The sequence below is a fragment of the Streptomyces chromofuscus genome (genome assembly GCF_015160875.1).
GTDB classification, from domain to species: Bacteria; Actinomycetota; Actinomycetes; order Streptomycetales; family Streptomycetaceae; genus Streptomyces; species Streptomyces chromofuscus.
The window spans coordinates 1,422,155-1,445,680 of record NZ_CP063374.1 but is presented as its reverse complement, the minus strand read 5'-3'; the positions used below and the strand labels follow the sequence as shown (position 1 = coordinate 1,445,680).

Here is a 23,526-nt window from a genome sequence, read left to right as displayed (position 1 = left end):
ATGAGCAAGATCCTGATCCGTGGTGCGAAGGTGCTCGGCGGCGAGCCGCAGGACGTGCTGATCGAGGGCTCGACGATCGCCGCCGTGGGCCACGGCCTGCCGGACGGGGGCGCCGAGGTCGTCGAGGCCGGCGGCCAGGTGCTCCTGCCGGGCCTGGTCGACCTGCACACCCATCTGCGCGAGCCCGGCCGCGAGGACTCCGAGACCGTGCTCACCGGCACGCGCGCGGCGGCCTCCGGCGGCTACACCGCCGTGTTCGCCATGGCCAACACCTTCCCGGTCGCGGACACCGCCGGTGTCGTCGAGCAGGTCTGGCGTCTGGGCCGGGAGCACGGCTACTGCGACGTGCAGCCGATCGGCGCCGTCACCGTCGGCCTGGAGGGCAGGAAGCTCGCCGAGTTGGGCGCCATGCACGAGTCGGCGGCCGGCGTCACCGTCTTCTCCGACGACGGCAAGTGCGTCGACGACGCCGTGATCATGCGGCGGGCGCTGGAGTACGTGAAGGCCTTCGACGGGGTCGTCGCCCAGCACGCGCAGGAGCCGCGGCTGACCGAGGGCGCCCAGATGAACGAGGGGATCGTCTCCGCCGAGCTCGGTCTCGGGGGCTGGCCCGCGGTGGCCGAGGAGTCGATCATCGCCCGGGACGTCCTGCTCGCCGAGCACGTCGGCTCCCGCGTGCACATCTGCCACCTGTCGACCGCCGGGTCCGTGGAGATCGTGCGCTGGGCCAAGTCCCGCGGCATCCGGGTCACCGCCGAGGTCACCCCGCACCACCTCCTGCTCACCGACGAGCTGGTGCGCACGTACAACCCGGTCTACAAGGTGAACCCGCCGCTGCGCACCGAACGGGACGTGCTGGCGCTGCGCGAGGCGCTCGCCGACGGCACGATCGACATCGTCGCCACCGACCACGCCCCGCACCCGCACGAGGACAAGGACTGCGAGTGGGCCGCCGCCGCGATGGGGATGGTCGGCCTGGAGACCGCGTTGTCAGTGGTCCAGGAGACGATGGTCGACACAGGGCTGCTCGACTGGGCGGGCGTGGCGGACCGGATGTCCTTCACGCCGGCCCGGATCGGGCAGGCCACGGGGCACGGACGTCCCGTCTCGGCAGGTGAGCCCGCCAACCTCACCCTCGTCGACACGGCATACCGTGGGCCCGTGGACCCCGCGGGCTTCGCCTCGCGCAGCCGCAACACCCCCTACGAGGGCCGTGAGCTGCCGGGCCGTGTCACGCACACATGGCTCCGGGGCAAGGCCACGCTCGTCGACGGGAAGCTCACGTGACACCTGTAATCCTGCTGGCCGCCGAGAAGGAATCGGCGGAAGTGACCGACTGGGCCGCCCGCATCGGCTGGGTCGTCGGCCTCGCCCTGTTCGTCGCGCTCGTCTACTGGCTGATGCGCGAGGGCTGGAAGTGGCGGGGAACCCTCCAGGGCGACCTGCCGGAGCTGCCCGGCGCGCCGGACGAGCCCGGCGCGGCGAAACTGACGATGACCGGCCGCTACCACGGCTCCACCACCGCCGGTCAGTGGCTGGACCGCATCGTGGCGCACGGCCTGGGCACCCGCAGCCGGGTCGAGCTCACGCTGACGGACGCGGGACTCGACGTCGTACGCCCCGGGGCGAGCGACTTCTTCGTCCCCGCCGCGGCCCTGCGCGAGGCCCGGCTCGACAAGGGCATCGCGGGCAAGGTCCTGACCGAGGGCGGACTGCTCGTCGTGACCTGGGCGCACGGCGAGCGGCTCATCGACTCCGGGTTCCGCTCCGACCGCGCGGCCGAGCACGGCGCATGGGTCGACGCAATCAACTCCATGATCAACACCAGCACCACGGAAGGCGCCGAACGATGACGACCTCCACAGGGGGAACCACGAAGGTCCCCGCCGTACTCGTCCTGGAGGACGGCCGGATCTTCCGCGGCCGTGCCTACGGGGCCGTGGGGGAGACCTTCGGCGAGGCCGTGTTCTCCACCGGCATGACCGGCTACCAGGAGACCCTCACCGACCCGTCCTACCACCGCCAGGTGGTCGTGATGACCGCCCCGCACGTCGGCAACACAGGCGTCAACGACGAGGACATGGAGTCCAGGAGGATCTGGGTCTCCGGCTACGTCGTGCGCGACCCCGCGCGCGTGCCGTCCAGCTGGCGCTCCCGGCGCACGCTGGACGAGGAGCTGGACGCCCAGGGCGTCGTCGGCATCAGCGGCATCGACACCCGCGCCCTCACCCGCCACCTGCGCGAGCGCGGCGCCATGCGCGTCGGCATCTTCAGCGGCGACGCCATCCAGGACGACGCCGCGCTGCTGGCCCGCGTCCAAAAGGCCCCGCAGATGAAGGGCGCCGACCTCGCCGCCGAGGTCGCCACCACCGAGCCGTACGTCGTCCCCGCGATCGGCGACAAGAAGTTCACCGTCGCCGCCGTCGACCTCGGCATCAAGGGCATGACCCCGCACCGGATGGCCGAGCGCGGCATCGAGGTGCACGTGCTCCCCGCCACGGCGAGCGTCGAGGACGTGTACGCCGTCAACCCCGACGGCGTGTTCTTCTCCAACGGCCCGGGCGACCCGGCCACCGCCGACCACCCCGTCTCCGTGATGCAGGGCGTGCTGGAGCGCGGCACGCCGCTGTTCGGCATCTGCTTCGGCAACCAGATCCTGGGCCGCGCTCTCGGCTTCGGCACCTACAAGCTGAAGTACGGCCACCGCGGCATCAACCAGCCGGTACAGGACCGTACGACCGGAAAGGTCGAGGTCACCGCGCACAACCACGGCTTCGCCGTCGACGCCCCGCTCGACGAGGTGTCCGACACCCCCTTCGGCCGCGCCGAGGTCTCCCACGTCTGCCTCAACGACAACGTGGTGGAGGGCCTGCAGCTCCTCGACAAGCCGGCCTTCAGCGTCCAGTACCACCCCGAAGCGGCAGCGGGCCCGCACGACGCCGCCTACCTGTTCGACCGCTTCGTGAAGCTCATGGAGGGCCAGCGTGCCTAAGCGCACCGATATCCAGTCCGTCCTGGTCATCGGCTCCGGCCCGATCGTCATCGGCCAGGCCGCCGAGTTCGACTACTCCGGCACCCAGGCGTGCCGCGTGCTGAAGTCCGAGGGCCTGCGGGTCGTCCTGGTGAACTCCAACCCGGCGACGATCATGACCGACCCGGAGATCGCCGACGCCACCTACGTCGAGCCGATCACCCCGGAGTTCGTCGAGAAGATCATCGCCAAGGAGCAGCCCGACGCGCTGCTGCCCACCCTGGGCGGCCAGACGGCGCTCAACACCGCCATCTCGCTGCACGAGAACGGCGTGCTGGAGAAGTACGGCGTCGAGCTGATCGGCGCCAACGTCGAGGCCATCCACAAGGGGGAGGACCGCGACCAGTTCAAGCTCGTCGTGGAGGAGGTCCGCAAGAAGATCGGGCACGGCGAGTCCGCCCGCTCGGTCATCTGCCACTCCATGGACGACGTCCTCGCCGGCGTCGACACGCTCGGCGGCTACCCGGTCGTCGTCCGCCCCTCCTTCACCATGGGCGGCGCCGGCTCCGGCTTCGCGCACGACGAGGAGGAGCTGCGCCGCATCGCCGGCCAGGGCCTGACGCTCTCCCCGACCACCGAGGTGCTCCTGGAAGAGTCCATCCTCGGCTGGAAGGAGTACGAGCTGGAGCTGATGCGCGACAAGCACGACAACGTCGTGGTCGTCTGCTCCATCGAGAACTTCGACCCGATGGGCGTGCACACCGGCGACTCGATCACCGTCGCGCCCGCGATGACGCTCACCGACCGCGAGTACCAGATCCTGCGGGACATCGGCATCGCCGTGATCCGCGAGGTCGGCGTCGACACCGGCGGCTGCAACATTCAGTTCGCCGTGAACCCCGTCGACGGCCGCGTCAACGTCATCGAGATGAACCCCCGCGTGTCGCGTTCGTCGGCCCTCGCTTCCAAGGCCACCGGCTTCCCGATCGCGAAGATCGCCGCCAAGCTCGCCGTCGGCTACACCCTCGACGAGATCCCCAACGACATCACCCAGGAGACCCCGGCGTCCTTCGAGCCGACCCTGGACTACGTCGTCGTCAAGGCGCCCCGCTTCGCCTTCGAGAAGTTCCCGCAGGCCGACTCCACGCTGACCACCACCATGAAGTCGGTCGGCGAGGCCATGGCCATCGGCCGCAACTTCACCGAGGCGTTCCAGAAGGCGCTGCGCTCGCTGGAGAAGAAGGGCAGCCAGTTCGCCTTCGTCGGCGAGACCGGCGACAAGGACGAGCTGCTGCGCGCGGCGGTCCGCCCGACCGACGGCCGGATCAACACCGTCATGCAGGCGATCCGCGCGGGCGCCACGCCCGAGGAGGTCTTCGAGTACACGAAGATCGACCCCTGGTTCGTCGACCAGCTCTTCCTGATCAAGGAGATCGCCGACGAGCTGGCCGAGGCGCCCGAGCTGACCCGCGAGCTGCTCGCCGAGGCCAAGCGGCACGGCTTCTCCGACCAGCAGATCGGCGAGATCCGCGGCCTGCGCGAGGACGTCGTCCGCGAGGTGCGGCACGCGCTCGGCATCCGGCCGGTGTACAAGACGGTCGACACCTGCGCCGCCGAGTTCGCCGCGAAGACGCCGTACTTCTACTCCTCCTACGACGAGGAGACCGAGGTCGCGCCCCGCGAGAAGCCGGCCGTCATCATCCTGGGCTCCGGCCCCAACCGCATCGGCCAGGGCATCGAGTTCGACTACTCCTGCGTGCACGCCTCCTTCGCGCTGAGCGACGCCGGGTTCGAGACCGTGATGGTCAACTGCAACCCGGAGACGGTCTCCACGGACTACGACACCTCCGACCGTCTGTACTTCGAGCCGCTGACGCTGGAGGACGTGCTGGAGATCGTGCACGCCGAGCAGCAGGCCGGCCCGGTCGCGGGCGTGGTCGTGCAGCTGGGCGGCCAGACCCCGCTGGGCCTGGCGCAGGCCCTGAAGGACAACGGCGTGCCGATCGTCGGCACGCCCCCGGAGGCCATCCACGCCGCCGAGGACCGCGGCGCCTTCGGTCAGGTCCTCAAGGAGGCCGGTCTGCCGGCCCCCAAGCACGGCACGGCCACCACCTTCACCGAGGCCAAGGCCATCGCCGACGAGATCGGTTACCCGGTCCTCGTCCGGCCGTCGTACGTCCTGGGCGGCCGGGGCATGGAGATCGTCTACGACGAGGCCCGGCTGTCGTCCTACATCGCCGAGTCCACCGAGATCAGCCCCTCCCGGCCGGTGCTGGTGGACCGGTTCCTCGACGACGCGATCGAGATCGACGTCGACGCGCTGTACGACGGCGAGGAGCTGTACCTCGGCGGCGTCATGGAGCACATCGAGGAGGCCGGCATCCACTCCGGCGACTCGGCGTGCGCCCTGCCCCCGATCACGCTCGGCGGCTTCGACATCAAGCGCCTGCGCGCCTCCACGGAGGCGATCGCCAAGGGCGTCGGCGTCCGCGGCCTGATCAACATCCAGTTCGCGATGGCGGGCGACATCCTGTACGTCCTCGAGGCCAACCCGCGCGCGTCGCGCACGGTCCCCTTTACCTCGAAGGCGACCGCGGTGCCGCTGGCCAAGGCCGCCGCCCGGATCTCGCTGGGCGCGACCATCGCCGAGCTGCGCGCCGAGGGCCTGCTGCCCGCGCACGGGGACGGCGGCGAGCTGCCGCTGGACGCTCCGATCTCCGTCAAGGAGGCCGTGATGCCCTGGAGCCGCTTCCGGGACACCTCCGGACGCGGCGTCGACACCGTCCTCGGCCCGGAGATGCGCTCCACCGGCGAGGTCATGGGCATCGACTCCGTCTTCGGCACGGCGTACGCCAAGTCGCAGGCCGGCGCCTACGGCCCGCTGCCCACCAAGGGCCGCGCCTTCATCTCGGTCGCCAACCGCGACAAGCGCTCGATGATCTTCCCGGCGCGTGAGCTGGTCGCGCACGGCTTCGAGCTGCTCGCCACGTCCGGCACCGCCGAGGTGCTCAAGCGCAACGGCATCCACGCCACCGTCGTGCGCAAGCAGTCCGAGGGCACCGGCCCGAACGGGGAGCGGACCATCGTCCAGCTCATCCACGACGGCGAGGTCGACCTCATCGTCAACACCCCGTACGGCACCGGCGGCCGTCTCGACGGCTACGAGATCCGTACGGCGGCCGTGGCACGGTCCGTGCCCTGCCTGACGACCGTCCAGGCACTGGCCGCCGCCGTCCAGGGCATCGACGCGCTCAACCACGGGGACGTGGGCGTCCGATCGCTCCAGGAACACGCGGATCTGCTGACCGCGGCCCGCGACTAGCAGCCCCGAGGGGGACACCGGAAACGGTGTCCCCCTCTTCGCGAGGACACCTGTCTTCGCATCTGTCTTCGTGAGGACACATGTACAAGATCTTCTTCAATCTCGTCTTCAAGCGCATGGACCCGGAGCGGTCGCACCACCTCGCCTTCCGCTGGATCCGGCTCGCCGCGCGCGTCCCCGTACTGCGCACCTTCGTCGCGGCCGTGCTGGCCCCCCGCCACAAGGAGCTGCGCACGGAGGCCCTCGGACTGCGCATGCACGGCCCCTTCGGCCTCGCCGCCGGATTCGACAAGAACGCCGTCGCCATCGACGGCATGTCGATGCTCGGCTTCGACCACGTGGAGATCGGCACCGTGACGGGCGAGCCGCAGCCCGGCAACCCCGCCAAGCGGCTGTTCCGGCTGGTACCGGACCGGGCGCTGATCAACCGCATGGGTTTCAACAACGACGGCTCGCTGGCCGTCGCCGCCCGCCTGGCCTCGCGCGAGCCGGTCTTCCGGACCGTCGTGGGCGTCAACATCGGCAAGACCAAGGTGGTCCCCGAGGCCGAGGCCGTCGCGGACTACGTGAAGTCGGCCGAGCGGCTGGCGCCGTACGCCGACTATCTCGTGGTCAACGTCTCCTCGCCCAACACCCCGGGGCTGCGCAACCTCCAGGCGGTGGAGCATCTGCGGCCCCTGCTGACGGCCGTCCGCGAGGCGGCCGACCGCATGGTGACCTCCCGGCATGTCCCTCTCCTGGTGAAGATCGCGCCCGACCTGGCCGACGAGGACATCGACGCCGTCGCCGACCTCGCCGTCGAACTGGGCCTGGACGGGATCATCGCCACGAACACCACCATCGCGCGGGCGGGCCTCGGTCTGACCTCCGCGCCCTCCCTGGTCAAGGAGACGGGCGGCCTCTCCGGCGCCCCGCTGAAGGCCCGCTCGCTTCAGGTGCTGCGCCGCCTGTACGCGCGCGTGGGCGACCGCATCACCCTGGTGGGCGTCGGCGGCATCGAGAACGCCGAGGACGCCTGGCAGCGCATCCTGGCCGGCGCCACCCTCGTGCAGGGCTACAGCGCCTTCGTCTACGAGGGCCCCTTCTGGGCCCGCGGGATCCACAAGGGCCTCGCCGCACGGCTGCGCACGAGCCCCTACGCCACGCTCGCCGACGCCGTCGGCGCCGATGTGAGGAAGGCAGCATGAGCCAGGAACCCTTCGGCGCACGCCTGCGCCGCGCCATGGACGAGCGCGGCCCGCTCTGCGTCGGCATCGACCCGCACGCCTCCCTGCTCGCCGACTGGGGGCTGAACGACGACGTCACGGGACTGGAGCGGTTCAGCCGCACGGTCGTCGAGGCGATGGCCGACCGGGTCGCCGTCCTCAAGCCGCAGAGCGCCTTCTTCGAGCGCTTCGGCTCGCGCGGCGTGGCCGTCCTGGAGAAGGCGGTCGAGGAGGCGCGGGCGGCGGGCACGCTGGTCGTCATGGACGCCAAGCGCGGCGACATCGGCTCCACCATGGCCGCGTACGCCGAGTCGTTCCTGCACAAGGACGCCCCGCTGTTCTCCGACGCGCTGACCGTCTCGCCGTACCTCGGCTACGGCTCGCTGCGGCCCGCGGTGGAGCTGGCGCGCGAGAACGGCGCGGGTCTGTTCGTGCTGGCGCTGACGTCGAACCCCGAGGGCGCGGAGGTCCAGCACGCCGTCCGCGCGGACGGCCGCACCGTCGGCGCCACCGTGCTGGCCCACCTGGCCGCCGAGAACGCGGGAGAGCAGCCGATGGGATCCTTCGGCGCGGTCGTCGGGGCCACGCTCGGTGACCTCTCGTCCTACGACCTCGACATCAACGGTCCCCTCCTGGCCCCCGGGATCGGGGCCCAGGGGGCGACTCCGGCCGATCTGCCCGGGGTGTTCGGGGCCGCCGTGCGCAACGTCGTGCCGAACGTCAGCCGGGGTGTGCTGCGTCACGGACCCGACGTGGTCGCTCTGCGTACCGCGGCGGACCGCTTCGCGGAGGAGATCAGGGCCGCGGTGGAGGCGGCCTGAGGGTCCCGACCCGGGGCCGAGGCCGACTTGAGGCTGGATACATCCTCAAATCCAGGGCAGTATGTCTGAAACATCCAGTCCTGACAGAGGCTGACCAGGACTTTTCCGCTGTTCTCGCTGACTCTGGCGGACTTGACCGCTAGTCTCCGACGAGTGGGGGCACCTCCCGCGCCCCTCAAGGCAGTGGGGGAGGCCGGGCAGCGTGTTGCTCGTAGCTCCCCAGGTGTGGGGCGACTAGGTTCCTCACCGGTCCGTATCCGACAGTTCGACATCCGAGGTGACGTAGGCGTGGCTCTTCCGCCCCTTACCCCCGAACAGCGCGCAGCCGCGCTCGAAAAGGCCGCCGCGGCTCGCCGGGAGCGGGCCGAGGTCAAGAATCGACTCAAGCACTCCGGCGCCTCCCTTCACGAGGTCATCAAGCAGGGCCAGGAAAACGACGTCATCGGCAAGATGAAGGTCTCCGCCCTGCTCGAGTCCCTGCCGGGCGTGGGCAAGGTCCGCGCCAAGCAGATCATGGAGCGACTCGGTATCTCCGAGAGCCGCCGCGTGCGTGGTCTCGGTTCCAACCAGATCGCCTCCCTCGAGCGCGAGTTCGGCAGCACCGGTTCCTGATCCCCCGGAGCTCTCCGGGACTGGTCCCGGGCACTCCGGGATTGCTGGAATAATCGCTGCATGAGTGAACGTCCGCGGCTGACCGTGCTCTCCGGTCCCTCCGGGGTCGGCAAGAGCACGGTCGTCGCCCATATGCGCAAGGAACACCCCGGGGTCTGGCTCTCGGTGTCGGCCACGACCCGCAGGCCGCGTCCCGGCGAGCAGCACGGAGTCCACTACTTCTTCGTCACCGACGAGGAGATGGACAAGCTGATCGCCAACGGCGAGCTGCTGGAGTGGGCCGAGTTCGCCGGCAACCGCTACGGCACGCCGCGCGCGGCCGTCCTGGAGCGGCTGGAGAAGGGTGAGCCCGTCCTGCTGGAGATCGACCTCCAGGGTGCCCGGCAGGTGCGGGAGTCGATGCCCGACGCCCAGCTGGTGTTCCTGGCTCCGCCCTCCTGGGAGGAGCTGGTGCGCAGACTCACCGGCCGGGGCACCGAGCCGCCCGAGGTGATCGAGCGCCGGCTTGCCGCGGCGAAGGTCGAACTGGCGGCGGAGCCGGAGTTCGACGAGACGCTGGTCAACACCTCCGTCGAGGACGTGGCGCGTGAGCTGCTAGCCTTGATGGAGGTTGTGTGATCGTGATCGATCATCAACCTGAATCTTTCCCATCCATCGGAAGGTAGAGCGTGTCCTCTTCCATCTCCGCGCCCGAGGGCATCATCAACCCGCCGATCGACGAGCTCCTCGAGGCAACCGACTCGAAGTACAGCCTCGTGATCTACGCGGCCAAGCGGGCCCGCCAGATCAACGCGTACTACTCGCAGCTCGGCGAGGGCCTCCTCGAGTACGTCGGTCCGCTCGTCGACACCCACGTCCACGAGAAGCCGCTCTCGATCGCCCTGCGCGAGATCAACGCGGGTCTGCTGACGTCCGAGGCCGTCGAGGGCCCGGCGCAGTAAGCGCAGCATCCAGCACCACTGGGTAGTACTTTCTGCTCGAGCAGATTGTTCCCACAGGCCCGGCAGCGCGACTGCCGGGCCTGTGGTGTGTCATAGACGCGTACGCGGTACATGTCGAGTCCGGGGAGAGACGGTGGACAAGCCCAAGGTCGTTCTGGGGGTCAGCGGTGGCATCGCCGCGTACAAGGCCTGCGAGCTGCTGCGGCGGCTGACAGAGTCGGGCCACGACGTGCGCGTCGTCCCCACCGCCTCCGCGCTGCACTTCGTCGGCGCCGCGACCTGGTCCGCGCTCTCCGGCCACCCCGTCTCCACGGAGGTCTGGGCGGACGTCCACGAGGTCCCGCACGTCCGCATCGGCCAGCAGGCCGACTTGGTGGTCGTCGCCCCGGCCACCGCAGACATGCTCGCCAGGGCCGCCCACGGCCTCGCCGACGACCTGCTGACGAACACCCTGCTCACGGCCCGCTGTCCGGTCGTCTTCGCCCCCGCCATGCACACCGAGATGTGGGAGCACCCGGCCACCCAGGAGAACGTCGCGACGCTGCGCCGCCGGGGCGCCGTCGTCATCGAGCCCGCCGTCGGCCGCCTCACCGGCGTCGACACCGGCAAGGGCCGGCTGCCCGAGCCCGCCGAGATCTTCGAGGTCTGCCGCCGCGTGCTGGCGCGCGGTGTCACCGAGCCCGACCTGCGGGGCCGCCACGTCGTCGTCAGCGCCGGCGGCACCCGGGAGCCGCTGGACCCTGTCCGCTTCCTCGGCAACCGCTCCTCCGGCAAGCAGGGCTACGCCCTCGCGCGCACGGCCGCCGCCCGGGGCGCGCGCGTCACGCTGGTCGCCGCCAACACCACCGGTCTGCCCGACCCGGCGGGCGTGGACGTCGTCCAGGTCGGCACGGCCGTGCAGCTGCGTGAGGCGGTGCTGAAGGCGGCCGCGGACGCCGACGCGGTCGTCATGGCCGCCGCGGTCGCCGACTTCCGCCCGGCGACGTACGCGGCCGGGAAGATCAAGAAGCGGGACGGCCAGGACCCGGAACCGGTCGTGCTGGTCAGGAATCCGGACATCCTCGCGGAGATCTCGGCCGACCGCGCCCGCCCGGGCCAGGTGATCGTCGGCTTCGCCGCCGAGACCGACGACGTCCTCGCCAACGGTCGCAGGAAGCTGGAGCGCAAGGGCTGCGACCTCCTCGTCGTGAACGAGGTCGGCGAGCGCAAGACCTTCGGCTCGGAAGAGAACGAAGCGGTGGTGCTGGGCGTCGACGGCAGTGAGACCCCGGTGCCGTACGGCCCGAAGGAAGCGCTGGCCGACACCGTCTGGGACCTGGTGGCGAAGCGTCTGGGGTGACGGTGACCGGGCCCGCGCGGCGCCCGTCACCCCGCACATTGCCGGTGTGGCGCCCCTGGCCAACATCGCCGCTTATTGGGCAGAATGCCCGTGCCGCAGGTCACAGGGCTCCCGAGAGGCGAGACGGTGCCCCGGCGGCGGAGAGCGACCGATAAACTGTGGGCGGACGTCGGCGGGCGCAGCTCCCGTCCCGTCCACACATGATCAGCCAGCAGCCGCTGCAACCCCAGGGAGCGTTGTGTCCCGTCGCCTGTTCACCTCGGAGTCCGTGACCGAGGGTCACCCCGACAAGATCGCTGACCAGATCAGCGACACCATCCTCGACGCGCTTCTGCGCGAGGACCCGACGTCCCGGGTCGCCGTCGAGACCCTGATCACGACCGGTCTGGTGCACGTGGCCGGCGAGGTCACGACCAAGGCCTACGCACCGATCCCGCAGCTGGTCCGGGACAAGATCCTGGAGATCGGCTACGACTCCTCCAAGAAGGGCTTCGACGGCGCCTCCTGCGGTGTCTCGGTGTCGATCGGCGCGCAGTCCCCGGACATCGCGCAGGGTGTGGACACGGCGTACGAGAGCCGGGTCGAGGGCGACGACGACGAGCTGGACCGGCAGGGCGCCGGTGACCAGGGCCTGATGTTCGGCTACGCCTCGGACGAGACGCCGACGCTGATGCCGCTGCCGATCTTCCTGGCGCACCGCCTGTCGAAGCGCCTGTCGGACGTGCGCAAGAACGGCACGATCCCCTACCTGCGCCCGGACGGCAAGACGCAGGTCACCATCGAGTACGACGGCGACAAGGCCGTCCGCCTGGACACGGTGGTCGTCTCCTCGCAGCACGCCAGCGACATCGACCTGGAGTCCCTGCTCGCGCCCGACATCCGCGAGTTCGTCGTGGAGCCGGAGCTGAAGGCGCTCCTCGACGACGGCATCAAGCTCGACACCGAGGGCTACCGCCTGCTGGTCAACCCCACCGGCCGCTTCGAGATCGGTGGCCCGATGGGTGACGCCGGCCTCACCGGCCGCAAGATCATCATCGACACCTACGGCGGCATGGCCCGCCACGGCGGCGGCGCCTTCTCCGGCAAGGACCCGTCCAAGGTGGACCGCTCGGCGGCGTACGCGATGCGCTGGGTCGCCAAGAACGTCGTCGCCGCGGGCCTCGCGTCCCGCTGCGAGGTCCAGGTGGCCTACGCCATCGGCAAGGCCGAGCCCGTCGGTCTGTTCGTCGAGACCTTCGGCACCCACAAGGTCGAGACCGAGAAGATCGAGAAGGCGATCGAGGAGGTCTTCGACCTCCGTCCGGCCGCGATCATCCGCGACCTGGACCTGCTCCGCCCGATCTACGCCCAGACCGCGGCGTACGGCCACTTCGGCCGTGAGCTTCCGGACTTCACCTGGGAGCGCACGGACCGCGTGGACGCGCTGCGCGCGGCCGCGGGTCTGTAAGCACTTCCTCGGCGCCTCGAGAGGCCCGGTTCCCCGCGGGGAACCGGGCCTCGGTGCGTGCCGGGCCCGCGGCGGGAAGCGGGTCGCCCAGGGCCGGGCCGCTCCGCCGGCCGTGATCTCCCGGTGCGAAGGCCTCGGACTTCGAGACTGGAACGCGTATCGGCGCCGCCTCGGCCTCGCAAGGAGCGGCGTCGCGGCGGCCGGCGTGGTCCCCGGCCGGCGTCGGTTGTCAGTGGGGTTTGGTAAGAATGCAAGCGTGAGCAGCGAGAACAGCCCGGGGGACGGGGGCGCGGAGGGCGCGCCGCCGGAGCAGCTCGCGTTCATCCGGGAGAGCGTCCGCAAGGCCAGGGCCCCCCGCGCCAAGCCGCGTACGTGGCGAGGGGCCGCGCTGGCCAGGGACCTGCCCGTCGCCCGCGTGCTCGTGGACAAGGGCGTGCTCCATCTCGACCGGTACTTCGACTACGCCGTGCCCGAGGAGCTCGACGCCGACGCGCAGCCCGGCGTGCGGGTGCGGGTGCGTTTCGGGGCCGGGCGGCATCGTGTGCGGGAGGGGCGGCGCGAGGGCGGCGGCCTGATCGACGGGTTCCTCGTCGAGCGGCTCGCCGAGTCCGACTACTCGGGGCCGCTGGCGGCGCTGGCCCAGGTCGTGTCGCCGGAGCCGGTGCTGAGCGAGGAACTGCTGGGCCTGGCCCGGGCCGTGGCCGACCGGTACGCCGGAAGCCTCGCCGATGTGCTGCAGCTCGCCGTGCCGCCGCGCAGCGCCCGCGCCGAGCAGCGGCCGTCGCCCGCGCCGCTGCCCCCGCCCCCGGCGCCCGCCGCGGGCTCCTGGACGCGTTACGAACGGGGGGCCGCGTTCCTGGAGGCGCTGGCCTCGGGGGGCGCTCCACGGGCGGTGTGGAACGCCCTTCCCGGGCCCGAGTGGAGCGCGGAGCTGGCCCGCGCCGTCGCCGCGACCCTGGCCTCGGGACGCGGCGCGCTGGTTGTCGTACCGGATGGCCGGACGGCTTCCCGGCTCGACGCCGCGTTGACGGCCCTCCTGGGTGAGGGGCGGCACGCCTTGTTGACGGCCGACGCGGGGCCCGAGAAGCGGTACCGGGAGTGGCTCGCCGTGCGGCGCGGGTCGGTGCGGGCCGTGGTGGGCACGCGGGCCGCCATGTTCGCGCCCGTCCAGGACCTCGGGCTGGTCGCCGTCTGGGACGACGGGGACGACAGCCACAGCGAGCAGCACGCGCCGCAGCCGCATGCCCGGGACGTGCTGCTGCTGCGCGCCGCCCAGGACAAGTGCGCCTTCCTGCTGGGCAGTTGGAGCTGCACCGTGGAGGCCGCGCAGCTGGTGGAGAGCGGCTGGGCGAGCCCGCTGGTCGCCGTGCGGGAGCAGGTACGTGCCGCCGCTCCGCTGATCAGGACCGTGGGGGACCAGGAGCTGGCGCGGGACGAGGCCGCGCGGGCCGCCCGGCTGCCGACCCTCGCCTGGCAGGTGGTCCGTGACGGGCTGCGGCACGGGCCGGTGCTCGTGCAGGTGCCGCGGCGCGGGTACGTGCCGCGGATGGCCTGTGCGCAGTGCCGGGCGCCCGCGCGGTGCCGGCACTGCGCCGGGCCGCTGCAGGCCCAGGACGCCGGGGCGCTGCGCTGCGGGTGGTGCGGGCGCGAGGAGAGCTCCTGGCACTGCCCGGAGTGCGGCGCGTTCCGGTTGCGGGCGCAGGTCGTGGGGGCGCGGCGCACCGCCGAGGAGCTGGGGCGGGCGTTTCCCGCAGTGCCCGTGCGGACCTCCGGGCGGGAGCACGTGCTGGACACCGTGCCCGGGGCGCCGGCGCTGGTGGTGAGCACACCGGGGGCCGAGCCCGTCGCCGAGGGCGGGTACGCGGCGGCGTTGCTGCTCGACGGGTGGGCCATGCTCGGGCGGCCCGATCTGCGGGCCGGTGAGGACGCGCTGCGGCGCTGGATCGGCGCCGCAGCGCTGGTACGGCCGCAGGGCGACGGGGGAACCGTGGTCGTCGTCGCCGAGCCGACGCTGCGGCCCGTGCAGGCCCTGGTGCGGTGGGACCCCGTGGGGCACGCGGTGCGGGAGCTGGCGGAGCGCGCCGAGCTGGGCTTTCCTCCGGTGTCGCGGATGGCGGCGGTGTCGGGGGCGGCGGAGGCGGTCGCCGAGTTCCTGGGAATGGTCGAACTGCCTGCGGAGGCCGAGGTGTTGGGGCCCGTGCCGCTGCCCGTCACGCCGGTCGCGGCCGGGCGGTCGCGGCGTGCGGGGGCGCCGCCGGCGGGGGAGCAGTGGGTGCGGGCGCTGATCCGGGTGCCACCGGGGCGGGGAGCCGCGCTGGCGGCCGCCCTGAAGGCCGCTCAGGCGGCGCGGATGGCACGGGGGACCGGGGCGGCGGTGTGGGTGCGGATCGATCCGCCCGACATCGGCTGAGCGGGCCCGTCCGGCTGGGGGCGGTTTCTCGAGCCGCACGGCTGCCCTCCCGGTCACGCCGGGAGGGCGGGTCTGGCAGCCGGGATGGGGGTCAGCCGTTGCGGGGGCCGGGGAAGGCGGTGGGCCTGACCTCGTCGCGCAGCGACGGGCTGCCCGCCGTGGGCTGGGTCGGCATGGAGCGGGCCGCCGGGACCGTCGGCACCGTGGTGATGCCGGAGCCGACGTTCACCGCGCGGGTTCCCGACGGCTCCGTGCTCCGCTCGGCCTCGGCGGCCGCCTGGGCGGTGGCCCGGCGGGAGCCGTAACGGCGGTGCACCGCCTGCTTGGTGACCCCGAGGGCGGAGCCCACCGCGTCCCACGAGAAACCGAGTGAACGGTCGAAGTCCACCGCTGCCGTGACCAGGGTCTCGACACTGTCCCGCAGTTCCTGGGCGAGGCGGACCGTCGGGGCGGGGGCGCGTCCGTAGACGACGAAGCCCGTGGAGGGGCCGGAGCGGCGCGGGCGGTAGACGTTGCCCAACTGGGCGGTGAGCGTGCGCAGTGCGTCCACCTGCCGGCGGACCCGCTCGATGTCCCGCACCAGCAAGTGCAGGCTGGCCCGTGCCTGGGCGTCGTGGGTTGCGTGGTCGGCCATGAACAAGCCTCTCGAACCGGCGTTGAGGAGAAAGGATCGGGCCGCTGGGCGGCCCGTTGGTCAACTCTTTCTTGACCAACGCGTCTGCCCTCCCGTGGTCACGGTGTGGGGGCGCGGGAGCATATGCGCGCGCCGTCCCCGGCCGCGGTGCGCGGCGGGGTGTTCCTCCGGTGCCCTGCTCTGCTCTGCGGTGCTCTGCGGTGCTCTGTCGCAGGCGTCCGGTGCTCTGTGGTGGGCTCAGGTGCTCTCCCTTGCACTCCCGCCCCGGCGTCACTCGGTCCCCGCCGGGTGAGAGTCGGGTGCGAGGTTGACCTCCGCGGCGGGGGGTTGCTCGTCGTCGGCGTCGTCGAGGGCTCCTAGACTTGTGCGTTGCCCCCGACCACCCCCAGCCGAGAGGCCCGTGTCCGCACATGAAGCTCGTCTTCGCCGGTACCCCCGAGGTCGCTGTTCCCGCTCTGGACGCCCTGCTCGACTCCGGGCGGCACGAGGTGGTCGCCGTCGTCACGCGCCCCGACGCGCCGGCCGGGCGGGGTCGCAGGCTGGTCGCCTCTCCGGTGGCGGAGCGGGCCGAGGAGGCCGGCATCGAGGTGCTGAAGCCCGTCAGGCCCCGGGAGCCGGAGTTCCTGGAGCGGCTGCGGGAGATCGGCCCCGACTGCTGCCCCGTCGTCGCCTACGGCGCGCTGCTGCCCCGTGTCGCCCTCGACATCCCCACCCACGGCTGGGTCAACCTGCACTTCTCGCTGCTGCCCGCCTGGCGCGGCGCCGCGCCCGTGCAGCACGCCCTCATGGCGGGCGACGAGATCACGGGCGCCTCGACGTTCCTCATCGAGGAGGGGCTCGACTCGGGGCCGGTCTACGGCACCGTGACCGAGACCATTCGCCCCACCGACACCAGCGGGGACCTGCTGACCCGGCTCGCCTTCGCCGGCGCCGGGCTGCTCGCCGCGACCATGGACGGCATCGCCGACGGCACCGTGAAGGCCGTCCCGCAGCCCGCCGACGGCGTGACCCTCGCGCCGAAGATCACCGTCGAGGACGCCCGGGTCGACTGGGCGACCCCCGCCCTGCGCGTCGACCGGGTGGTGCGCGGCTGCACCCCGGCGCCCGGCGCCTGGACCGCCTTCCGTGGCGAGCGGCTCAAGCTCGTGCAGGTCGCGCTCGTGCCCGACCGCACGGATCTCGCCCCGGGGCGGCTGTCCGCCGGGAAGAACAACGTGTACGTCGGGACCGGCTCGCACGCCGTCGAGCTGCTGTGGGTGCAGGGCCAGGGCAAGAAGCCGATGCGGGCGGCGGACTGGGCGCGCGGAGTGCGGATCGCGGACGGTGAGACGCTCGGGGGCTGATCCCCCGCCGGCGGCCGATCGACGTACGCTGGGCCGCACACCGTATACAGAAACCCGGAGCACCTTTACGTGAGCGACACCTCCCGTCGGCCCCGCAAACCCGGCAAGCCCTATCGGCGGCCCAAGAAGGATCCCGTCCGCATCCTCGCCTTCGAGGCGCTGCGGGCCGTCGACGAGAGGGACGCGTACGCCAACCTGGTGCTGCCGCCGCTGCTGCGCAAGGCACGGGAGCGCGAGGACTTCGACGGGCGGGACGCGGCGCTGGCGACCGAGCTGGTGTACGGGACGCTGCGGCGCCAGGGGACGTACGACGCCGTGATCGCGGAGTGCGTGGACCGTCCGCTGCGGGAGGTCGATCCGCCGGTCCTGGACGTGCTCAGCCTCGGTGCGCACCAGTTGCTCGGGACGCGGATCCCCTCGCACGCCGCCGTGTCCGCCACCGTGGAGCTGGCCCGGGTCGTGCTCGGCGACGGGCGCGCCAAGTTCGTGAACGCCGTCCTGCGCAAGGTCGCCCAGCACGATCTCGACGGGTGGCTGGAGCGGGTCGCGCCGCCCTACGACGAGGACCCCGAGGACCATCTCGCCGTCGTGCACTCGCACCCGCGCTGGGTCGTCTCCGCGCTGTGGGACTCGCTCGGCGGCGGCCGGGCCGGCATCGAGCAGCTGCTGGCGGCCGACAACGAGCGGCCGGAGGTGACACTGGTCGCGCGGCCGGGCCGGGCCACGACCGAGGAACTGCTGCGTGAGGACGCCGCCGTGCCGGGTCGCTGGTCGCCGTACGCGGTGCGGCTCACCGAGGGCGGGGAGCCCGGGGCCGTCGAGGCCGTGCGGGAGGGCCGGGCCGGCGTGCAGGACGAGGGCAGTCAGCTGGTCGCGCTGGCCCTCGCGAACGCGCCGCTCGAGGGGCCCGACGAGAAGTGGCTGGACGGGTGTGCCGGGCCGGGCGGCAAGGCGGCGCTGCTCGCCGCGCTCGCCGCCGAGCGGGGAGCCCTGCTGCTCGCCTCGGAGAAGCAGCCGCACCGGGCGGGGCTGGTGGCGAAGGCGCTGCACGGCAACCCCGGGCCGTACCAGGTCATCGCCGCCGACGGGACCCGGCCGCCGTGGCGCCCCGGTGCGTTCGACCGCGTGCTGATGGACGTGCCCTGCACCGGGCTCGGCGCGCTGCGCCGGCGGCCCGAGGCCCGCTGGCGGCGCCGCCCGGACGACCTCGACGGGTTCGCCCCGCTCCAGCGCGGGCTGCTGCGCAGCGCCCTGGAGTCCGTGCGGGTCGGCGGAGTCGTCGGGTACGCCACGTGCTCGCCGCACCTCGCGGAGACCCGGGCCGTGGTCGCCGACGTGCTCAAACAGTTCCCGGCCGCGGAACTGGTCGACGCCCGGCCGCTGCTGCCGGACGTGCCGGGACTCGGCGACGGACCCGACGTACAGCTGTGGCCGCATCTGCACGGGACGGACGCCATGTATCTGGCGATCGTCCGGCGGACCGGCTGAGGCCGTCGGCCGGCCGCAGTGCCCTTCCCGCGCTTCTCAACCCCCGGCCCCCCGAGCGCGGCGCAGCGCATACGCTTGGGGCATGGCCGTGCAGATCAACCCCAGCATCCTGTCCGCCGACTTCGCCCGTCTCGCCGACGAGGCGCGGGCGGTCGAAGGGGCCGACTGGCTCCATGTCGACGTCATGGACAACCATTTCGTCCCGAACCTCACGCTCGGTGTGCCGATCGTGGAGTCGCTGGCCCGTGCGACGGACATCCCGCTGGACTGCCATCTGATGATCGAGGCCCCCGATCGGTGGGCCCCTCAGTACGTCGAGGCGGGTGCTTCCTCGGTCACCTTCCACGTCGAGGCGGCCGCCGCGCCGGTACGGCTGGCCCGGGAGATCCGGGCCAAGGGCGCGCGCGCGTCGATGGCGCTGAAGCCGGCGACGCCCATCGAGCCGTACGAGGATCTGCTGCCCGAGCTCGACATGCTGCTGATCATGACGGTCGAGCCCGGCTTCGGCGGGCAGGCGTTCCTCGACATCATGCTGCCGAAGATCCGCCGCACCCGTGAACTGATCGGCAAGCACGGCCTGGAACTGTGGCTCCAGGTCGACGGCGGGGTCTCGGACGCGACGATCGAGCGCTGCGCGGAGGCGGGCGCCGATGTCTTCGTGGCCGGTTCCGCCGTGTACGGGGCCGACGACCCGGCCGCCGCGGTGCGTGCCCTGCGCACCAAGTCGGAGGCCGCGACGAAGCACGCGGCATGGGCGTGCGACCACTGAGCCACGGTTACGTGAACGGCGCCCGTCGGGCGCCCAGCAGGGCTGATCAAGCGCGCCGCATCTGCAAGGATGAACGGCGAACCCAGAGTGTGAACAGCAGTGAGGAGATCGCCGTGTCGGGTATGTCGGCGGGCCGGTCAGCCATGCGGATGGGACCCGCAGAGCTGGTGCAGGCGGCGGCCATGGCCCGCCGCTTCTACCTCGAGGGCAAGTCCAAGATCCAGATCGCGGAGGAGTTCGGCGTCAGCCGCTTCAAGGTGGCCCGGGTCCTGGAGACGGCCCTCGAACGGGATCTCGTACGCATCGAGATCCGTGTGCCCGCCGAGCTGGACGCCGAGCGCTCGGACGCGCTGCGCGCCCGCTACGGCCTCAGGCACGCCGTCGTGGTCGAGTCCCCGGCCGAGGCCGAGGAGACCCCCGACCCGGAGAACCTGGGCGAAGTGGCCGCCGACCTGCTCGCCGAGCTGGTCGACGAGGGCGATGTGCTCGGGCTGGCCTGGGGCCGGTCCACCATCCACATGGCCGCCGCCCTCGACAAGCTCCCGCCCTGCACGGTGGTTCAGCTGACGGGCGTGTACGACGCCGGGACCGCCGAGCGCGGCTCCGTCGAGGCCGTCCGCCGGGCCGCCCAGGTCTCCGGCGGCGACGCCCACCCCATCTACGCGCCGATGCTGCTGCCGGACGCCGCCACCGCCGCCGCGCTGCGCCACCAGACGGGGATCGCCCGCGCCTTCGAGTACTTCGACAAGGTCACCGTCGCCTGTGTCTCCATCGGCTCCTGGGAGCCCGGCATCTCCACCGTGCACGACATGCTCAGCGACGAGGAACGCTCCCACTACGCGTCCCTCGGTGTCGCCGCCGAGATGTCCGCGCACCTCTTCGACGCCGACGGCCGCCGGGTCGGACGGGATCTGGGCGAGCGGTGCATCACGGTCAAGGCCGACCAGCTCCGCCGCATCCCCGAGGTCGTCGCGATCGCGGGCGGGCAGCGCAAGGCGGCGGCGATCGACGCAGTGCTGCGTTCGGGGCTCGTCACCAGCCTGGTCACGGACACCTCCGCGGCCGACTACCTGATGACCGCCGGACCGACGCCGAGGCCGGCGCTGAACCGCGCCGACCCCGACGGCCCCTGACAACGGGCCCCGCGAAGAGCCGTGGCGGCCCCTCCGCCACGGCTCGTCCCTCACGACGACGGGCACCGAGCTGACGGATCACGTGGTCACCCTCGTCCTCGACGGTGTCACGGACAAGGCCGGCCTGATGAACCGCTGCGCCCGGGCGCTTCGGCTGCCCGACTGGTTCGGCCGCCCCTGGGACGCGCTCGCCGACAGCCTCTCCGACCAGGGACCGTGGCCCGGGGACGCCGTCGAGCGGGGGCTGCTGGTCGTCGTACGGAACTGCCGGCCGCACGCGACGGCGCGGCCCGACGAGTGGGAGACCGCCCAGCAGGTGTACCGGCAGGCCGCTGACGCGGCACCGGGGCCGGCCGTGGCGCCGGCCCTTGGAGGATCCTCCTAAAGAGCCCCTGACCTGCCTGGACGAACTCACCGGGCATCGCATTCCGGTCCCCATGGGAGAATGAAGTACGTGCTCTTCTCCCCTGGCTGACCTGTCCGGGGGCCACCTCTGATCGACTGGGATGTGCAGCACGTGCGTTTCCTCAACGACATCCAGCCCTCGTACGACCTGACGTACGACGACGTGTTCATGGTGCCGAGCCGCAGCGCGGTGGGCTCCCGTCAGGGCGTGGACCTCAGCTCCCCGGACGGCACGGGCACCACGATTCCGCTCGTCGTCGCCAACATGACCGCCATCGCCGGCCGCCGCATGGCCGAGACCGTGGCGCGGCGCGGCGGACTAGTGGTCATCCCGCAGGACATCCCGATCGACGTCGTCACCGACGTCGTCTCCTGGGTGAAGAGCCGCCACCTCGTCCTCGACACCCCCATCGTGCTGGCCCCGCACCAGACCGTCGCCGACGCGCTGTCGCTGCTGCACAAGCGGGCGCACAACGCCGGTGTCGTCGTGGACGAGGAGCACCGCCCCATCGGTGTCGTCACCGACCGGGACCTCACCGGCGTCGACCGCTTCACCCAGCTCGAAGTGGTCATGTCCAAGGACCTGCTGCTGCTCGACGCCGACATGGACCCGCGCGAGGCGTTCAACACCCTCGACCACCACAACCGGCGCTACGCCCCCGCCGTCGACGCCGACGGCAAGCTCGTCGGCATCCTCACCCGCAAGGGCGCGCTGCGCGCCACGCTGTACACGCCGGCCGTCGACGCGCGGGGCAGGCTGCGCGTCGCCGCCGCCGTCGGCATCAACGGCGACGTCGCGGGCAAGGCCAAGCAGGTGCTCGACGCGGGCGTCGACACGCTCGTCATCGACACCGCGCACGGCCACCAGGAGTCGATGATCAGCGCCATCAAGCTGGTGCGCGACCTCGACCCGCAGGTGCCGATCGTGGCCGGCAACATCGTCTCGGCCGAGGGCGTGCGCGACCTGATCGAGGCGGGCGCCGACATCGTCAAGGTCGGTGTCGGTCCGGGCGCCATGTGCACCACCCGGATGATGACCGGCGTCGGCCGTCCGCAGTTCTCGGCCGTGCTGGAGTGCGCCGCCGAGGCGAAGAAGTACGGCAAGCACGTCTGGGCGGACGGCGGTGTCCGGCACCCGCGCGACGTGGCGATGGCGCTGGCCGCCGGTGCCTCCAACGTGATGGTCGGTTCCTGGTTCGCGGGGACGTACGAGTCGCCGGGCGACCTCCAGCAGGACGCGAACGGGCGCTTCTACAAGGAGTCGTTCGGCATGGCGTCCGCGCGCGCCGTGGCCAACCGCACCTCCGAGGAGTCCGCGTACGACCGCGCCCGCAAGGGCCTGTTCGAGGAGGGCATCTCCACCTCCCGCATGTTCCTCGACCCGGCCCGGCCCGGCGTCGAGGACCTGATCGACTCGATCATCGCGGGCGTCCGCTCCTCCTGCACCTACGCAGGCGCCGCCTCCCTGGAGGAGTTCGCCGAGAAGGCCGTCGTCGGCATCCAGAGCGCCGCCGGCTACGCCGAGGGCAAGCCCCTGCACGCCAGCTGGAACTGATCGACTCCCGTTCGTACCGCCCCCGTTGGACCTCCGGTGAGGACCGACGGGGGCCGTCGTCGTGTCCGGCCGAGGCGTTGTCCGGGTGGGCCCGGGATGTCCGATACGCAACAGGCGACAGTCGCCGTGCAACGAACACCCGCCCGCCGCCGAGGACCCCAATGATCTTGCGGGCACACGCAAGGTTGCTGCATTACAACGGCAACGCCGCTGCTCGTAGGCTGTCGCCTCGTACGTGGCGTGGCGGGGACCCCGCTCGGTGGGTCCCCTGTCGGAAGGGGATGCCGCCGGTCCCCGTCCCCCTGACCGGCAGCACCAAAGGAGCCAGCACGTGCCCGACCAAGGCGCACCCCCGCGGCACGGCAGTCCGACCGGCCCCACGTCCCTCGGGGTCGGCGCGCGCCTGATGCGCCGCAAGCCCGTGGAACGCCTGGTCGCGGAGGGCGGCCAGGGCGAGGGAGGCTCGCTGCGGCGCTCCCTCGGCCTGTGGCAGCTCACCATGATCGGCATCGGTGCCACACTCGGCACCGGCATCTTCGTCGTCCTCGGCGACGCCGTCCCCGAGGCGGGCCCTGCGGTCACCGTCGCGGCCGTCGCCGTCGGCGCCTGGCGACGTCAGCGGCCAGAGCTTCTGGGGCACCCTGCTCGCCCTCGGCGCGGTCATCTCCATCGCCGGCGTCGTCCTCACCGTGCTCTACGGCCAGACCCGCATCCTCTTCGCCATGTCCCGCGACGGCCTGGTGCCCAAGGCGCTCGGCAAGGTCCACGAGAAGACCGGCGCGCCCCGCCTCAACACGGTGATCGTCTCCCTGTTCTGCGGTGTGCTCGCCGCCCTCATCCCGCTGGGCAAGCTCGTCGACGCCACCAGCATCGGCACCCTGTTCGCCTTCGCGCTGGTCAACATCGCGGTGATCGTGCTGCGGTACCGGCGGCCGAACCTGGAGCGCACCTTCAAGGTGCCGTTCGGGCCCGTGCTGCCGGTCCTGGGCTTCGCCTTCTGCGCGTACAACATGTTCAGCCTCGACAGCGTGACCTGGGTGGTCTTCGGGTTCTGGATGGCCGCCGGTCTCGTGGTCTACTTCCTGTACGGCTACCGCCGTTCCCGTCTCGCCGTACCCGAAGCGAAGTGAA

19 protein-coding genes and 1 pseudogene are annotated in these 23,526 nt (G+C 72.1%); 19 read left to right on the top strand and 1 reads right to left on the bottom strand.

Features of this window, described 5'->3' with window-relative positions; genetic code table 11:
• From IPT68_RS06465 to IPT68_RS06410, 12 genes are all read left to right on the top strand, one after another.
• Positions 1-1,287: a dihydroorotase gene (locus IPT68_RS06465; RefSeq protein WP_189699713.1), complete on the top strand. Its 1,287-nt coding sequence runs from the start codon at positions 1-3 to the stop codon at positions 1,285-1,287.
• Positions 1,284-1,853 (top strand): PH-like domain-containing protein, encoded by a 570-nt coding sequence (locus tag IPT68_RS06460; RefSeq protein ID WP_189699714.1) that lies wholly within the window; start codon positions 1,284-1,286, stop codon positions 1,851-1,853. The genes IPT68_RS06465 and IPT68_RS06460 overlap by 4 nt, the downstream gene beginning before the upstream one ends.
• Positions 1,850-2,992, top strand: a complete 1,143-nt coding sequence (gene carA / locus IPT68_RS06455) for a glutamine-hydrolyzing carbamoyl-phosphate synthase small subunit (RefSeq protein WP_189699715.1) — start codon at positions 1,850-1,852, stop codon at positions 2,990-2,992. The genes IPT68_RS06460 and carA overlap by 4 nt, the downstream gene beginning before the upstream one ends.
• Positions 2,985-6,293 carry a carbamoyl-phosphate synthase large subunit gene (gene carB, locus IPT68_RS06450; RefSeq protein WP_189699716.1) on the top strand — a complete coding sequence of 1,103 codons (3,309 nt, stop codon included), beginning with the start codon at positions 2,985-2,987 and terminating at the stop codon, positions 6,291-6,293. Before carA ends, carB begins: the two co-directional genes overlap by 8 nt.
• 80 nt (positions 6,294-6,373) lie before the next feature.
• The gene (locus IPT68_RS06445) at positions 6,374-7,480 is read left to right on the top strand and encodes a quinone-dependent dihydroorotate dehydrogenase (protein WP_189699717.1); all 1,107 of its coding nucleotides are present in this window, start codon (positions 6,374-6,376) and stop codon (positions 7,478-7,480) included.
• Complete coding sequence (pyrF, locus tag IPT68_RS06440; protein ID WP_189699718.1) at positions 7,477-8,319, top strand: orotidine-5'-phosphate decarboxylase; 843 nt, start codon at positions 7,477-7,479, stop codon at positions 8,317-8,319. The genes IPT68_RS06445 and pyrF overlap by 4 nt, the downstream gene beginning before the upstream one ends.
• Before the next feature lie 288 nt (positions 8,320-8,607).
• Positions 8,608-8,931 carry an integration host factor gene (locus IPT68_RS06435; protein ID WP_003977346.1) on the top strand — a complete coding sequence of 108 codons (324 nt, stop codon included), beginning with the start codon at positions 8,608-8,610 and terminating at the stop codon, positions 8,929-8,931.
• A 60-nt stretch (positions 8,932-8,991) separates the two neighbouring features.
• Positions 8,992-9,549 carry a guanylate kinase gene (gmk, locus tag IPT68_RS06430; protein ID WP_189699719.1) on the top strand — a complete coding sequence of 186 codons (558 nt, stop codon included), beginning with the start codon at positions 8,992-8,994 and terminating at the stop codon, positions 9,547-9,549.
• A gap of 50 nt (positions 9,550-9,599) precedes the next feature.
• Entirely contained in the window at positions 9,600-9,872 is a 273-nt protein-coding gene (gene rpoZ, locus IPT68_RS06425; protein WP_003988945.1) for a DNA-directed RNA polymerase subunit omega, read from the top strand.
• A gap of 133 nt (positions 9,873-10,005) precedes the next feature.
• Positions 10,006-11,211 carry a bifunctional phosphopantothenoylcysteine decarboxylase/phosphopantothenate--cysteine ligase CoaBC gene (gene coaBC / locus IPT68_RS06420; RefSeq protein WP_189699720.1) on the top strand — a complete coding sequence of 402 codons (1,206 nt, stop codon included), beginning with the start codon at positions 10,006-10,008 and terminating at the stop codon, positions 11,209-11,211.
• Between the two features lie 238 nt (positions 11,212-11,449).
• Positions 11,450-12,658, top strand: a complete 1,209-nt coding sequence (gene metK / locus IPT68_RS06415) for a methionine adenosyltransferase (protein ID WP_189699721.1) — start codon at positions 11,450-11,452, stop codon at positions 12,656-12,658.
• A 256-nt stretch (positions 12,659-12,914) separates the two neighbouring features.
• Positions 12,915-15,068, top strand: coding sequence for a primosomal protein N' (locus tag IPT68_RS06410; RefSeq protein WP_189699722.1), 2,154 nt, complete (start codon positions 12,915-12,917; stop codon positions 15,066-15,068).
• A gap of 91 nt (positions 15,069-15,159) precedes the next feature.
• Here IPT68_RS06410 and IPT68_RS06405 read toward each other — a convergent pair whose 3' ends face one another.
• Positions 15,160-15,702, bottom strand: a complete 543-nt coding sequence (locus IPT68_RS06405; protein ID WP_189699723.1) for a hypothetical protein — start codon at positions 15,700-15,702, stop codon at positions 15,160-15,162.
• Positions 15,703-16,112: 410 nt separating this feature from the next.
• Here IPT68_RS06405 and fmt point away from each other — a divergent pair, with 410 nt between their 5' ends.
• From fmt to IPT68_RS06370, 7 genes and pseudogenes are all read left to right on the top strand, one after another.
• On the top strand, positions 16,113-17,045 hold the full coding sequence (gene fmt, locus IPT68_RS06400; protein ID WP_189699724.1) for a methionyl-tRNA formyltransferase: 933 nt from the start codon (positions 16,113-16,115) through the stop codon (positions 17,043-17,045).
• Positions 17,046-17,114: 69 nt separating this feature from the next.
• Complete coding sequence (locus tag IPT68_RS06395) at positions 17,115-18,533, top strand: RsmB/NOP family class I SAM-dependent RNA methyltransferase (RefSeq protein ID WP_189699725.1); 1,419 nt, start codon at positions 17,115-17,117, stop codon at positions 18,531-18,533.
• Positions 18,534-18,615: 82 nt separating this feature from the next.
• A complete protein-coding gene (gene rpe / locus IPT68_RS06390) occupies positions 18,616-19,302 on the top strand; it encodes a ribulose-phosphate 3-epimerase (RefSeq protein WP_189699726.1) in 687 nt (228 codons plus the stop codon).
• Between the two features lie 89 nt (positions 19,303-19,391).
• Positions 19,392-20,435 carry a sugar-binding transcriptional regulator gene (locus IPT68_RS06385; RefSeq protein ID WP_189699727.1) on the top strand — a complete coding sequence of 348 codons (1,044 nt, stop codon included), beginning with the start codon at positions 19,392-19,394 and terminating at the stop codon, positions 20,433-20,435.
• Between the two features lie 70 nt (positions 20,436-20,505).
• Positions 20,506-20,820: a barstar family protein gene (locus tag IPT68_RS06380; RefSeq protein ID WP_189699788.1), complete on the top strand. Its 315-nt coding sequence runs from the start codon at positions 20,506-20,508 to the stop codon at positions 20,818-20,820.
• Between the two features lie 132 nt (positions 20,821-20,952).
• Positions 20,953-22,395 (top strand): GuaB1 family IMP dehydrogenase-related protein, encoded by a 1,443-nt coding sequence (locus IPT68_RS06375; RefSeq protein WP_189699789.1) that lies wholly within the window; start codon positions 20,953-20,955, stop codon positions 22,393-22,395.
• A gap of 331 nt (positions 22,396-22,726) precedes the next feature.
• Positions 22,727-23,525, top strand: a pseudogene (locus IPT68_RS06370) (amino acid permease).
• Position 23,526 lies beyond the last annotated feature (1 nt).